The sequence below is a fragment of the Allobosea sp. P4_H5 genome (genome assembly GCF_056400825.1).
The window spans coordinates 385,675-398,831 of record NZ_JBFUKM010000004.1; the positions used below are offsets into that span (position 1 = coordinate 385,675).

13 protein-coding genes are annotated in these 13,157 nt (G+C 66.7%); 11 read left to right on the forward strand and 2 right to left on the reverse strand.

The features are described 5' to 3' along the window. Positions 1-159: 159 nt before the first annotated feature. From AC1DS0_RS10965 to AC1DS0_RS10985, 5 genes are all read left to right on the forward strand, one after another. On the forward strand, positions 160-1,389 hold the full coding sequence (locus AC1DS0_RS10965) for a M20 family metallo-hydrolase (protein WP_476814370.1): 1,230 nt from the start codon (positions 160-162) through the stop codon (positions 1,387-1,389). A 12-nt stretch (positions 1,390-1,401) separates the two neighbouring features. Next, positions 1,402-2,814 carry an amidase gene (locus tag AC1DS0_RS10970; RefSeq protein ID WP_476814371.1) on the forward strand — a complete coding sequence of 471 codons (1,413 nt, stop codon included), beginning with the start codon at positions 1,402-1,404 and terminating at the stop codon, positions 2,812-2,814. A gap of 223 nt (positions 2,815-3,037) precedes the next feature. Beyond that, positions 3,038-4,636 carry an ABC transporter substrate-binding protein gene (locus tag AC1DS0_RS10975; protein ID WP_152017178.1) on the forward strand — a complete coding sequence of 533 codons (1,599 nt, stop codon included), beginning with the start codon at positions 3,038-3,040 and terminating at the stop codon, positions 4,634-4,636. A gap of 117 nt (positions 4,637-4,753) precedes the next feature. Next, positions 4,754-5,695, forward strand: a complete 942-nt coding sequence (locus AC1DS0_RS10980; RefSeq protein WP_476814372.1) for an ABC transporter permease — start codon at positions 4,754-4,756, stop codon at positions 5,693-5,695. A 17-nt stretch (positions 5,696-5,712) separates the two neighbouring features. Then, complete coding sequence (locus AC1DS0_RS10985) at positions 5,713-6,579, forward strand: ABC transporter permease (RefSeq protein ID WP_476814444.1); 867 nt, start codon at positions 5,713-5,715, stop codon at positions 6,577-6,579. A gap of 137 nt (positions 6,580-6,716) precedes the next feature. On the opposite strand, the gene AC1DS0_RS10990 is transcribed toward AC1DS0_RS10985, so the two are convergent. Further along, entirely contained in the window at positions 6,717-7,016 is a 300-nt protein-coding gene (locus AC1DS0_RS10990; RefSeq protein ID WP_476814373.1) for an antibiotic biosynthesis monooxygenase, read from the reverse strand. Positions 7,017-7,195: 179 nt separating this feature from the next. On the opposite strand from AC1DS0_RS10990, the gene AC1DS0_RS10995 reads away from it, so the two are divergent. From AC1DS0_RS10995 to AC1DS0_RS11020, 6 genes are all read left to right on the forward strand, one after another. Further along, the gene (locus tag AC1DS0_RS10995) at positions 7,196-8,128 is read left to right on the forward strand and encodes an N-carbamoyl-D-amino-acid hydrolase (protein WP_476814374.1); all 933 of its coding nucleotides are present in this window, start codon (positions 7,196-7,198) and stop codon (positions 8,126-8,128) included. A gap of 128 nt (positions 8,129-8,256) precedes the next feature. Next, positions 8,257-8,850, forward strand: a complete 594-nt coding sequence (locus tag AC1DS0_RS11000) for a hypothetical protein (protein WP_476814375.1) — start codon at positions 8,257-8,259, stop codon at positions 8,848-8,850. 40 nt (positions 8,851-8,890) lie between these two features. Then, complete coding sequence (locus tag AC1DS0_RS11005; RefSeq protein WP_476814376.1) at positions 8,891-10,057, forward strand: amidohydrolase/deacetylase family metallohydrolase; 1,167 nt, start codon at positions 8,891-8,893, stop codon at positions 10,055-10,057. A gap of 159 nt (positions 10,058-10,216) precedes the next feature. After that, positions 10,217-10,711, forward strand: coding sequence for a GNAT family N-acetyltransferase (locus AC1DS0_RS11010; protein ID WP_476814377.1), 495 nt, complete (start codon positions 10,217-10,219; stop codon positions 10,709-10,711). Continuing rightward, positions 10,708-11,166: a RidA family protein gene (locus AC1DS0_RS11015; RefSeq protein ID WP_476814378.1), complete on the forward strand. Its 459-nt coding sequence runs from the start codon at positions 10,708-10,710 to the stop codon at positions 11,164-11,166. Before AC1DS0_RS11010 ends, AC1DS0_RS11015 begins: the two co-directional genes overlap by 4 nt. Further along, a complete protein-coding gene (locus AC1DS0_RS11020; protein WP_476814379.1) occupies positions 11,163-12,239 on the forward strand; it encodes an alanine racemase in 1,077 nt (358 codons plus the stop codon). Before AC1DS0_RS11015 ends, AC1DS0_RS11020 begins: the two co-directional genes overlap by 4 nt. Before the next feature lie 224 nt (positions 12,240-12,463). On the opposite strand, the gene AC1DS0_RS11025 is transcribed toward AC1DS0_RS11020, so the two are convergent. Continuing rightward, a complete protein-coding gene (locus AC1DS0_RS11025; protein ID WP_476814380.1) occupies positions 12,464-13,129 on the reverse strand; it encodes a GntR family transcriptional regulator in 666 nt (221 codons plus the stop codon). Positions 13,130-13,157 lie beyond the last annotated feature (28 nt).

Here is a 13,157-nt window from a genome sequence, read left to right on the forward strand (position 1 = left end):
AGAGTGCTCCTTCAAAGTCCTCGGCGCGCCGGGCTGGACCGCGCCCTGCGCGTGGCGCGCTGCCGGCCCGCGTCGTGTCGCCCAATCTGCCTCTTGCGCGCGAGCGCCCGTTCCGGCCTGCTGGGGGCCTGAACAGAGCGCCTATGGAGAGCCGACGCGATGAGCACCAATCTGCGGATCGATGGGGAGCGCCTGCTCTCGCGGCTGGCGGCCCTGTCGAAGATCGGGGCGACGCCGGAAGGCGGCTGCCGGCGCCTTGCGTTGACGGATGAAGACAAGCAGGGGCGGGACTGGCTGGTCGCCGAACTGAAGGCGCTCGGCCTCGATGTCCGCGTCGATGCGATCGGCAATATCGTCGGCATCCTCAAGGGCCAGGAGGACGGGCCGGCGGTGATCATGGGCTCGCATATCGATACGGTCGGCACCGGCGGTCGCTTCGATGGCGCGCTCGGCGTGATCGGCGGCGTCGAGGTGCTGGCGGCCTTGCGCGATGCCGGTGTGACGCCCAAGCGCGACATGGCGGTGATCGCCTTCACCAATGAGGAAGGCGCCCGCTTCCATCCCGACATGCTCGGCTCCTATGTCTGGGCCGGCGGGATGAGCGTCGCTGCCGCCCATGCCGAGAAGGACGCCGACGGCGCCGTGCTCGGCAGGGAGCTGAACCGCATCGGCTATCACGGGCCGGAGCAGCCCGGCTTCCTGCCGGCGCATGCCTATCTCGAACTGCATATCGAGCAGGGACCGATCCTGGAGAGCGAGGGCGGTGGCCTCGGCGCCGTCACCGGCATCCAGGGGATCTGCTGGCTCGAGCTGACGCTGACGGGCCGGCCGAGCCATGCCGGCACCACGCCGATGCGCTATCGCAAGGATCCCGGCCTCGCCGCTGCCCGTATCAACATCTTCGCCAACGAACTGACCAAGACGATCCCGGGCCAGCTCGCCAATTCAGGCGTGATCCGCACTTGGCCCGGCAACGTCAACGTCGTGCCCGAGACCGTCGTGATGACGCTCGATTTGCGCAACCCGCTCGATGCGCCGCTGGCCGAGGCCGAGGCTGCCGTCCGCAAGTTCTGCGCCGAATTGGCGGCTCGCGACGACATCGCCATCAGCTTCCGCGATCTCGCCCGCTTCCCGGCGACGCCCTTCGCCGAGGAACTGATCGCCAGCGTCGAGGCGAGCGCCGCCGAGTTCGGCCTGCCGATCCGCCGGATGATCTCGGGGGCCGGCCATGACGCGCAGATGATGTCGCGACTCTGCCCGACCGCGATGGTCTTCATCCCCTCGATCGGCGGGCTCTCGCACAACCCGGCCGAGCTCAGCAGCGACGACGACATGGTCGCCGGCGCCAATGTCCTGCTCAGCGCCGCCTGGCGCGCCGCCAACGCCTGACGGGGTAGATCAATGACCAGCATCGCCTCTCTCTCCGCCGCCGAGCTCGGCGACCTCTATGCCGCGCGCGAACTCTCGCCGGTCGAGGTCGCCAGGGACGCGCTCGCCCGCATCGAGCGCTTCGAGCCGGAGGTGAACGCCTTCGTCGTCCGCGACGAGCCCGTGACGCTCGCCATGGCGCAAGCTGCGGAGGGCCGCTGGCTGAAGGGCGAGGCGCTCGGCCCGCTCGATGGCGTGCCGGTGACGATCAAGGACAATCTCGGCGTCGCCGGCTGGCCGATGCGGCGCGGCTCGGCTCTCGCTTCCGATGCGCCGTTCCAGCAGGACGCGCCGGCGGCGGCGCGGCTGCGCGAGGCCGGCTGCGTCTTCCTCGGCAAGACGTCCATGCCGGAATATGGCTGGAAGGGCGTCGGCGATTCGCCCTTCTCCGGCATCACCCGCAATCCCTGGGACATCTCGACTGGCCCGGGCGGGTCTTCATCGGGCGCGGCGGTGGCCGCAGCGCTCAATCTCGGCTGCATTCATCTCGGTACCGATGGCGCCGGCTCGGTCCGCATTCCGGCCGCCTTTTGCGGCGTCTTCGGTCTCAAGCCGACCTATGGCCGCGTGCCGGCCTGGCCCGCCTCGGTGATGGGCTTCCTCGCCCATCTCGGCCCGCTGACCCGCACCGTACGCGATTCCGCTCTCGCCATGAATGCGATCGGCCGGCCCGATGCGCGCGACATGACCGCCTTCAAGGATGCCCCGCCCGATTTCACGGCTGGGCTCGATCGCGGCGTGCGCGGCCTGCGCATCGCCTGGTCGCCCCGTCTCGGCGGTGACGCGCTGGTCGATCCGGAGATCGCGGCTCTGACGCATGCGGCGGCGCTGACCTTCCGCGAACTGGGCGCGACCGTCGAGGAGGTCGACCCCGGCTTCGACGATCCGATCGCAACGCTGATGACGCTCTGGTCGGCCGGCGCGGCGCTGGCCTTGCGCAGCACCGATGCGGCCGGGCGCGCACAGATGGATCCCGGCCTCGTCGCTGTCGCCGAGATGGGCGAGCGGATCGAGAGCGCCGCCTACGTCGATGCCCTGCTATATCAGCGCAATGCGCTCGCCTATCAGATGGCGCAGTTCCATGAGCGCTTCGATCTCCTGCTGACGCCGACGCTGCCGCTGCCGGCCTTCGCGGTCGGCAGGAACACGCCCGAGCATGGCGGCTATGGCGAGGACTGGACGCGCTGGACGCCGCTGACCTACCCCTTCAACATCACCCAGCAGCCGGCCGCCGCCGTGCCCTGTGGGCTGACCTCGGCCGGATTGCCGGCGAGCCTGCAGATCGTCGGGGCCTTCGGCAATGATGCGCTCGTCATGCAGGCGGCTGCATCTTTCGAGTCTGCGCGTCCTTTCGCGCGTGTCGATGCGCCGATCAAATCGATTTAAGGGGATCGGCGCAATTTTCTGCGCCGGCCCCCCGGCTTTGCGTGTCGTTTGCTTGCAAACGATGTCGTGAGCCGCAAACCGGTTCCGTCTGGCACGAACCCTGCAGGGCCAATTCTTGTCGTAGCGACCCGTCAAGCGTGTTGTCAGGTGCAGATTTTTCTGCCCACACTCTAGGCAAGGTTGCCCGATCAGAGGCCGCCGCCGCTTCAGGGGAGAGTACAAGATGGACCGCAGGAATTTTCTGAAGACCGCCGCCGGGACCGGCGTTCTGGCAGCAACCGGCGGCCTCGCCATGCCGGCGCTCTCGCAGGGCGCGGCAGCCAAGACGCTGCGCTTCGTGCCGCAGGCCAACCTCGCCAATTTCGACCCGATCTGGGGGACGCAATACGTCGTCCGCAATGCCGCGGCATTGGTCTGGGACACGCTCTACGGCATCGATTCGAAGTTCCAGCCGCAGCGCCAGATGGTCGAGGGCGAGGAGGTCTCCTCCGACGGCCTGACCTGGACCTTCAAGCTGCGTTCCGGCCTCAAATTCCATGACGGCACGCCGGTGCTCGCCAAGGACGTGGTGCAGAGCCTGAAGCGCTGGCAGGCCCGCGACCCGATGGGTCTGATGATCAAGGCGATCGAGAACGAGCTCTCCGCCGTCGACGACCGCACCTGGACATGGAAGCTCAAGCAGCCCTTCCCGAAGATGCTGCTGGCGCTCGCCAAGAACAACGCGCCGTGCTCCTTCATCATGCCCGAGCGCATCGCCAAGACCGATCCGTTCACGCAGATCACGGAATATGTCGGCTCCGGGCCGATGAAGTTCGCCCGCAATGAATGGGTGCCGGGCGCCAAGGCGGTCTTCGAGAAGTTCGCCGACTATGTGCCGCGCTCCGAGAAGGCCGATTGGCTCGCCGGCGGCAAGAACATCCTGGTCGACCGCGTCGAATGGGTGATCATCCCGGACGCGGCGACCGCAGCCGCGGCGCTGCAGAGCGGCGAGGTCGACTGGTGGGAGACCCCGCTCTCCGACCTCGTGCCTGTGCTCAAGGGCCACAAGGACATCAACGTCGATATCGGCGACCCGCTCGGCAATATCGGCGCCTTCCGCATGAACCACCTGCATCCGCCCTTCAACAATCTGAAGGTGCGCCAGGCGGTGCTGACGGCGATGAACCAGGAAGACTTCATGCGCTCGATCGTCGGCGACGACGACAAGCTCTGGAGGCCGCTGCCCGGCTTCTTCACGCCCGGCACGCCGCTCTATACCGAGGCGGGCGGCGACATGCTGAAGATGAAGAACGTTGCGGCCGCCAAGAAGCTTATCGCCGAGTCCGGCTATAATGGCGAACCGGTGATCTGCGTCGTGGCGCAGGACATGTCGGCGACCAAGGCGATGGGCGACGTTACCGCCGAATTGCTGAAGAGCATCGGCCTGAAGGTCGACTTCGTCGCCACCGACTGGGGCACGGTCGGCGCGCGCCGCGCCCAGAAGACCCCGCCGAGCCAGGGCGGCTGGAGCATGTTCCACACCTGGCATGCCGGTGCAGACTGCCTCAACCCGTCCTCCTACACGGCGATCCGGGCGAATGGCGAAAAGGCCTGGTTCGGCTGGCCGGACGTGCCGGCGGTCGAGACCGAGGTCACCAACTGGTTCAACGCCAAGGACATGGCCGAGGAGAAGGCGGCGATGGACCGCCTCAACAAGGCCGCCGTCGAGAACGTCGTCTATGCGCCGACCGGCTTCTATCTCGGCTACCAGGCCTGGCGGAAGAACGTCACCGGTGTGACCAGCGGCCCGCTGCCCTTCTTCTGGGGCGTGTCCAAGGCCTGAGACCGAGCAAGCCTGCGGCCCGGCTGACCCCGGGGCGCGGCTCCAATCAAGCCGCCGGACTTTTCGGGGTCGCGATCCCGAAAAGTCCGGCGCCAGCAGCGGCAACTCAGGGGTTCGATGCTCGCTTTCATCGTCAGACGCATTATCTCGACGATCCCCGTCATGGCTTTCGTGGCGCTGTTCGTCTTCTCGCTCCTCTACATCGCGCCAGGCGATCCGGCGGCCGTGATCGCCGGCGACCAGGCCTCACCCGCCGACGTCGAGCGCATCCGCGCCAGCCTGGGCCTCGACCGGCCCTATCTGGTCCGCTTCGGCGAATGGTTCTTCCGGGTGCTGCAGGGCGACCTCGGCACCTCGATCTTCACCTCGCTGCCGGTGACGCAGTTGATCGGCCAGCGCATCGAGCCGACGCTGTCATTGATGGTGTTGACGCTGATCCTGGCGGTTTCGATCGCCGTGCCGCTCGGCGTCATCGCGGCCTGGAAGGCCGGCACCTGGGTCGACCGTGCCGTGGTCGGCTTTGCGGTGTTCGGCTTCTCGGTGCCGGTCTTCGTGATCGGCTACCTGCTCGCCTATGTCTTCGCGCTCAAGCTCGACTGGGTGCCGGTGCAGGGCTACACGCCGATCGCGCAGGGCATCTGGCCCTGGTTCAAGAACCTGATCCTGCCCTCGATCACGCTGGGCACGGTCTATATCGCGCTGATCGCGCGCATCACCCGCGCGACCATGCTCGAGGTGCTGCAGCAGGACTATGTCCGCACCGCCCAGGCCAAGGGCGTCAGCAACCGTGACGTGCTCTTCCTGCATTCGCTGAAGAACGCGGCGGTGCCGGTCGTCACCATCATCGGCATCGGCGTCGCGCTCCTGATCGGCGGCGCCGTCGTCACCGAGAGCGTCTTCGCCATTCCCGGCCTCGGCCGGCTGACGCTCGATGCGATCCTGCGGCGCGACTATCCGGTCATCCAGGGCGTCGTGCTGATCTTCTCGTTCGTCTACGTGCTGGTGAACCTGGCCGTCGACCTGATCTACACCCTCGTCGACCCGAGGATACGCTATTGACCGCTCCAGCTGCCCCACTGCCCCTGGCGGATGACATCGGCGCGGGCGTCAAGCCGCCCAAGCGCTCTTATCTGCGCAAGCACCCTTCGGTCGCGATCGGCGGCTTCCTGCTGCTGACGATGATCGTCATCGCCGTCTTCGCGCCGCTGCTCTTTACGGTCGATCCGACTGCGATCTCGACGGCGCGGCGCACCCGTGTGCCGTCCGAGCTCTACTGGTTCGGCACCGACATGCTCGGCCGCGACATCTATTCGCGCGTCGTCTATGGCGCCCGCGTCTCGCTGATCGTCGGCTTCTCTGTCGCGATCCTGGCCTCGGTCGTGGGCCTTGCGATCGGGCTGTTCTCCGGCTTCGTGCGCTGGGCCGACGGCATCGTCATGCGCGTCATCGACGGCATGATGTCGATCCCGCCGATCCTGCTCGCCATCGCGCTGATGGCGCTGACGCGCGGCTCGGTCGGCAACGTCATCCTCGCCATCACCATCGCCGAGATTCCGCGTGTTGCCCGCCTGGTGCGCAGCGTTGTCCTCTCCCTGCGCGAGCAGCCCTATGTCGAGGCGGCGATCTCGAACGGCGCCCGTGTGCCGCGCATCATCATCAAGCACATCCTGCCCAACACGATCGCGCCGATGACGGTGCAGGCGACCTATATCTGCGCCAGCGCCATGATCATCGAGGCGATCCTGTCCTTCATCGGCGCCGGCGTGCCGCCGGCGACGCCGTCCTGGGGCAACATCATGGCCGAGGGCAGGGCGCTCTGGCAGGTTCGGCCGCACATCGTCTTTTTCCCGGCGCTGTTCCTGTCGATCACCGTGCTCGCCGTGAACCTGCTTGGCGACGGCCTGCGCGACTCGCTCGATCCCAGGCTGGCCAAGAGCATCTGAAGGCGTTCGACGTCATGGCATGCGTGGCTATCGGGCCAGTACCAAGCCCGATCCGTTCGTCGAATTGGCCCGCTGGCCGGCCAATTCGCTCGCGTGGTGCCATGATCGTCTTCGGTAATGGCGCTGATGGCCGGACGCTAGGCCCGCAGGTCGAGGACGACGTCCCCGGACACCGCGTCGGTGACGCCGAAGCCACCGCCAAGGTCCTCGAGCGTGTCGCGGAAGCTGCCCAGCGTCGCGATCATCTGGTCGCGGGCGCCCTTCAAGGCGGCGAGGTCCTCCCATTCGCCGATCAGGCAATAGGTGTGGTCGCCGGTCTTGATGATGTGGCCACGCGCGAGGCCCGGCCAGTTGGCCTTGCCCTGGCGATGGGCGTCGAGGAATTCGGCCTCACGCCCGGGCTTGATGCGGAAGCGGACGACATTGAACGTGGCCATGGCCTTGATCCGAAGCTGGATGCTGCCCCGGCAGCCGCGGCCGGCGCGTCCGGACCGAGCCCAGAGGGAACGCCCGACGGTATTGCCGTAAGGGCAACTGCGCAATGGCGCACAGGGATAGCGGTGTTCGCCTCCGGCAGCATCCTCGAGCAACGAACAAGTACAGCAGGAGCCTTCCGATGCCTCGTATCCTGACCGTCGGCGCAGCCCAGCTCGGGCCGATCCAGCGCGAGGAGAGCCGCGGCTCCGCCGTTGCCCGGATGGTGGAGCTGATGCGCCAGGCGAAGTCGAATGGCTGCGACCTCGTCATCTATCCCGAAGCGGCGCTCACCGCCTTCTTCCCGCATTGGTGGATGGAGGACGAGGCCGAGATCGACGGGTATTTCGAGAGCGCCATGCCCTCGAACGAGACGGCGCCACTCTTCGCCGAAGCGGAGCGGCTCGGCATCGGCTTCCATCTCGGCTATCCGGAACTGGCCTTCGAGGACGGCCGCAAGCGCCGCTTCAACACCGCGATCATCGTCGACAAATCTGGCAGGATCGTCGGCAAATACCGCAAGATCCATCTGCCGGGGCATCCTGAGCACCGCCCCGACGCCGTCTTCCAGAATCTCGAGAAGCGCTATTTCGAGACCGGCAATCTCGGCTGGCCGGTCTGGGAAACCATGGGCGGCCGGCTCGGCATGATGATCTGCAACGACCGGCGCTGGCCCGAGAGCTATCGCGTCATGGGGCTGCAAGGCGTCGAGATGATCGTGCTCGGCTACAACACGCCCAAGCACAACCCGCCGGCGCCGGCGCACGACCGGCTCGGCAATTTCCACAACCAGCTGGTCATGCAGGCCGGCGCCTATCAGAACGCGACCTGGGTCGTCGGCGTCGCCAAGGCGGGTTTGGAGGCCGGCGTCGACCAGATCGGCGGCTCCTGCATCATCGCCCCGACGGGAGAGGTGGTGGCGCAGGCGGTGACCGAGGGGGACGAACTCGTCGTTGCCCGCTGCGATCTCGATCTCGGCAACAGCTACAAGAACTCGACCTTCAACTTCGCCAGGCATCGCGAGCCGCAAACCTACGGCATGATCGTCGAGCGCAAGGGCGCGGTGATCGCGTGAGTGCTGCCGGCGCATGCGCCGCATTCCCGAGGCGCGGCCTGGAACCGGGTCTGATCAGGCCAAAGGCTCCCCGATGCCGCATCCGCTCGTCGAGTCGATGGATGCGGCGCTTCGACAGGAGTGCCGACATGGTCGCCGAACCCTTCAACAAGACCTGCTTCGTCTCTGACAACCCGGCCCATCAGGCTGACATCATCCGTCACGACAGATCCGCGCGCGGCCTGTCGAGCGGGCCGCAGAACGGCGGCATGTCGCATGTTCAGCGCGTCCATCTGAACGTCGGGCAGTACTATTTCCGTTTCTGCGACTCGACGCGTTTCGCCAACAATTGGAAAGCAGCAGCCGAAGGCCCCTGGTGGGCCGACTACGAGGTCTTCATCAAGGTGAAGCAGGCCGCGCGGCGCCGGGGCACGATCCAGGATTATGCCAACACGGTCCGCTCGTCGCGGCTCGCCTATGCCGCCAAGCTCTTCTTCGCGATTCCCTATGAATGGGGCGATTGCGGTTCGTTGGTGATCGCTCGCCCCAAGGTTCGCCTCGATGCCTATAAGGGGCGTGGCCTGCCCGCTTATCTCGGGGCTGCCGACTCCCGCGACGGCGGCGCAAAATACGTTCCGATCCAGGATCCGACCATCTCGCAGCTCTACATCCCCGGCCTGCGCGATCACTTCGACGAGGTCTTTACCCTCTTCCAATTGGGCGCTACGGCCAGCTTCGACTGAATGCGACGCATCCGCCGCCCGGTTTCCCCAAGGAGCAGTCATGACTCACGATCTCATCCTCAAGGGCGGACGGGTGATCGACCCGTCGCAGAAGCATGACGGCATCCTCGACGTCGCCTTCACCGGCGGGAAGGTCTCGGGTTTCGGCAAGGACCTGAAGGGAGCCAAGGAGATCCGTGACGTCTCCGGCTACATCGTCACGCCGGGCCTGATCGACCTGCACACCCATGTCTATTGGGGCGGCACCTCGCTCGGCATCGACGCCGACGAGTTCTGCCGCGCCTCCGGCGTCACCACCTCGGTCGACACCGGCTCGGCCGGGCCCGGCAACTGGCCGGGCTTCCGCAAGCATGTGATCGAGAAGAGCCAAGCGCGCATCCTCGCCTATCTCCACGTCTCGCATGCCGGCATCTATGGCTTCGACCATCGCGTCATGGTCGGCGAGAGCGGCGATCTGCGCCTGATGAACCCGATCGACTGCGTCGAGGTCGCCGACAAGAACCGTGACCTGATCGTCGGCATCAAGGTGCGCGTCGGCCTGCACGCCTCCGGCACCTCCGGAACGGTGCCGCTCAACATCGCGCTGCAGGTCGCCAACGAGGTCGGCATGCCGCTGATGTGCCATATCGACCATCCGCCGCCATCCTATGAGGAGGTGATCGGCATGCTGCGCCCCGGCGACGTGCTGACCCACGCCTTCCGCCCGTTCCCGAACGCGCCTGCGACAGCGCAGGGCACGGTGAAGCCCGAGGTGCTCGCGGCCCGCAAGCGCGGCGTCATCTTCGACATCGGCCACGGCAAGGGCTCGTTCTCGTTCAAGACGACGCGCGCCATGCTCGCCAACGGCTTCGAGCCCGACGTGATCTCTTCCGACGTGCACAAGCTCTGCATCGACGGCCCGGCCTATGACCAGGTCACCACCATGTCGAAGTTCCTCTGCATGGGCATGAGCCTGAACAACGTCATCGCCGCCTCGACCGTGAATGCGGCGATGGCGCTGAAGCGGACGGAATACGGCTCGCTCAAGGTCGGCTCGCTCGGCGACGCGACTGTGCTCACCGTCAAGGAAGGCAAGTTCGATTATGTCGACGTCGTCGGCGAGCACCTGATGGGCGATCGCAAGATCGTCTCCGAGGGCGTGGTGCTGAAGGGCGCCTGGTGGCACCCCAAGCGCAGCAACAAGTTCAAGAAGGTCGAGGCGGCGTAGGACACGGGCGTCATTCTCGGGCGAAGCGAAGCCCAGACCCGGGAATCTCGTGACAAGAGGGCGCCGATTGGAGCCTTCTCCAGCCCGAGATGCTCGGGGCAAGCCCGAGCATGACGCATAGTTGCTCCGATGAGCATGCCCTCACCATCATGGCGCACCATGGCCACCGCCGACCTGCCGGCCATCATGGCCGTGGCGGCTGAGGTGCACCCGGATTATCCGGAGAGCGAAGCAGTCTTCGCCGAGCGGCTCGCGCTCCATCCGGCCGGCTGCCTCGTGCTGGCGGGCGCAGAGAGGCTCGGCGGCTATGTGCTGAGCCATCCCTGGCGGCTCGGCCAGGTGCCGGCGCTCGACAGCCTGCTCGGCGCGCTGCCTGATGATGCCGATGCCTACTACATCCACGACCTCGCTCTGCTGCCGGGCGCACGCGGCGGTGGTGCCGCCTCGGCCTGCGTCGATTGGCTGGCAGTGCATGCCCGCGCATCGGGCTTTGTCCGCATGGCGCTGGTCGCCGTCGGCAACTCGGCCGGCTTCTGGCGTCGCCAGGGCTTTCGCGAGGCGCATGACGAAGCCCTTGCCCGCAAGCTTGCGAGCTATGACGATGCGGCCCGCTATCTGGTCCGCGATTTGAAAGACGATGGGAGAAACGCATGAGTGCCGATGACAAGCTCAAGGAATTGGGCCTGACCCTGCCCGACGTCCCGACCCCGGTCGCGACCTATGTCAGCTTCAAGCGCGTCGGCGATTTCATCTACCTCTCCGGCCAGGGCCCCAAGCGTGCCGACGGCACCTATCCGACCGGCAAGGTCGGCGCCGACGTCTCGATCGAGGAGGCCTATGAGCACGCCAAGCAGACCGGTCTCGGCCTGCTGGCGGCGATGAAGAAGGCAGCCGGCTCGCTCGACAAGATCGAGGTCGTGAAGCTGCTGGGCATGGTCAATGCCGCCCCCGACTTCTCGCAGCATCCCAAGGTCATCAATGGCTGCTCGGACCTGTTCGTCGCCGTGCTCGGCGATAATGGCCGCCATGCCCGCTCCGCCGTCGGCATGGGCTCGCTGCCCAACAACATGACCGTCGAGATCGAAGTCATCGTCCGGGTGCTGCCGTGACCGCGCTCGCAGAGGAAATCGCCCGCGTCTACGGCACGCCGGCGGTCGTCATCGACCTCGACAAGGTCGAGGCCAATATCGCCAGGCTCCAGGCTGCCTGCGACGCCGCCGGTGTCGCCAACCGCCCGCACATCAAGACGCATAAGTCGCCCGAGCTGGCGCGCATGCAGGTCGCGGCCGGCGCGCGCGGCATCACCTGCCAGAAGCTCGGCGAGGCCGAGGTCATGGCCGATGGCGGCATCGACGACATCCTGATCAGCTACAACATTCTGGGCGAGGAGAAGCTCGGGCGCCTCGGCGCTTTGCAGCGCCGCGTTCGCATGATCGTCGCCGCCGACAATCCCGTCACCATCGCCGGCCTGCCCAAGGCCGCCGAGATCGCCGGGCGCAATCTCGAGGTCGTGGTCGAGTGCGACACCGGCCGCAAGCGCGCCGGCGTCGAGACCCCCGGCGAAGCGGTGGAGCTCGCCAGGCAGATCGCCGCCTCCAAGGGCCTGACCTTCGCCGGCTTCCTGATGTACCCGCCGGAGACCGGCTGGCCGGCGACGCAGGACTTTCTCGACACCGCCAATGCCGGCCTGCGCGAGGCCGGGCTCGAAGCCGGCATCATCTCGACCGGTGGCTCGCCCAACATCCCGAACATCGGCAAGCTCAAGGGCTCGACCGAGCATCGCTCCGGCACCTCGATCTTCAACGACCGCATGCAGATCGCGGCCGGAGTGGCGGAGCTGGAGGACTGCGCGCTGACCGTCTACGCGACGGTCGTCAGCCGGGCCGGGCCGGAGCGTGGCATCCTCGATTCCGGCTCGAAGACGCTGACCAGCGACAAGGGCGGGCTCGATGGCCACGGCTACATCCTCGAATACCCGCTGGCCAGGATCGCGCAATTCGCTGAGGAGCACGGTTTCCTCGACCTCTCCGGCAGCAACGAGCGGCCCAATGTCGGCGAGGTCGTGCGGGTGGTGCCGAACCATGTCTGCGTCGTCGTCAACATGGTCGATCGGCTGGTGACGGTGCGCGGCGACAAGCTGATCGGCGAATTGCCGGTGGCGGCGCGCGGCAAGCTGACCTGAGAAGGTAGGCGAAACGGTTCTGAAGAGCGCGGGGAACCCTCTCCTGTAAGGAGAGGGCAGGGTGAGGTGTAGGTCGTTTGACCAGTGCCGCGAGCGCCGACTGCGCGGTCGGGTTCAGGCCGACGATTCAGCTCCCGAACACCTCACCCCTACCCCTCTCCTTACAGGAGAGGGGATCCCGCGTACGTATTGTCTGCCATCGCCTGCATTGGCGCGCCGCTCAGCTACCCCTTCCCGCGCTCCTCCAGGAACGCCACCAGATCCCGCCGCACCAGCTCGATATGGTCGACCAGCAACCGTCCGGCCTCCTTCAACGTCCCGGAGCGGCAGAGTCGGATCAATTCGTTGTGCTCGGTCCGCGCCCGCTCGATCGAGGAGCTGCGCTGCAATTGCAACCGCGTATAGCGGTCGCTCGTCTGCAGCAGCCCCGCCACGATCGCGAGCGTGCGCGGCTGCGTCGCGCGGGCATAGAGCGCCATGTGGAAATCGGCGTTGAGGAGCCCCCAGCGGCTGATGTCGCGCGCCGTCATCGCCTTCTCGAAGGCGGCTTCCATTCCGGCGACAGCAGCAAAATCCTCCGGCGTCAGCGCCGGCACTGAGCTCGCGAGCAGCCGCGGCTCCAGCAGCTTGCGCAGCTCGAAAACGTCATTGATCTCGTCCAGCGAGAGCCCCGAGACGATCGCACCCTTGTGCGGCACGATCCGGACGAATCCCTCCGCCTCTAGCTGGAACAGCGCCTCGCGCACCGGGATGCGGCTGACCTCATAGGCCTGCGCCAGCGCGTCCTGCCGCAATTGCGAGCCGGCCGGATAGCTGCCGTCGAGGATCTCCTGGCGGAGCCGATCGACGATCGCAGAGGCGAGGGTGCGGTGCTTCAGGGGAGGGGACATCGACTGCACCGTAGTGGATCGCCATGCC